This is a genomic window from Oleiphilus sp. HI0080, from assembly GCF_001635135.1.
Genome location: NZ_LWFU01000178.1, coordinates 1 through 622 on the forward strand (window position 1 = coordinate 1; position 622 = coordinate 622).

Annotated in this window: 1 protein-coding gene; it reads left to right on the forward strand. The window is 40.7% G+C overall.

Annotated features, from left to right (window positions below; translation table 11 throughout):
* The coding region (locus tag A3751_RS22495; protein ID WP_197466105.1) for a hypothetical protein at positions 1-622 on the forward strand (622 nt) is incomplete at both ends.

Here is a 622-nt window from a genome sequence, read left to right on the forward strand (position 1 = left end):
AACTGTAACAGTAGCGATGTTGTAGATGGTTTTACTTCACCTTTTTTAGTGCTTGAGTTCAGGGATTACTTGATTGTCGATCAGTTGTTACATAGCTTTGGTGTAGTAAAAATCTTTAAGAAAAATGCAGTTCTCCTAGATAAATTGTTTGGCGGTACGCTTTGCACCTCCCCTTGCTCCGTTTCGTTGAAAGCTCTCTTGTTAGAGGTTCAGCTGGATGTCCACGACCACATGCAATTTTGGCAAGGATCTTTAGAAAGTAAGCTCAGAGAGCAGTATGAAATATTACCTGATAAAAATACAACTCGTTTTAAGGGGTTGCCGAGCAGTATAGAGTATGACCCAAAATATGGACTACCGGCGCCAAGTTTGGCTGAAATCGAAGCACGAAACGAACAATTAAAGGAATGGGAGGCTGCTTTTTTTGCTAACGAAAGGCGCTTGGGGAAATATAGCTCTAGTCAAGTTTTAGATGTACTCGAAACCCAGATTAGAAAACCTCGTATAAACCGGCTCCTTCAAGAAGATAAGACGAGAGTGGCGGCTGTTACGGAATTGAAAGTTGGGGTGAAAAATGAAGAGTATTGGGCAACTAAATTATTAGGAGAGTACCTATTAACAA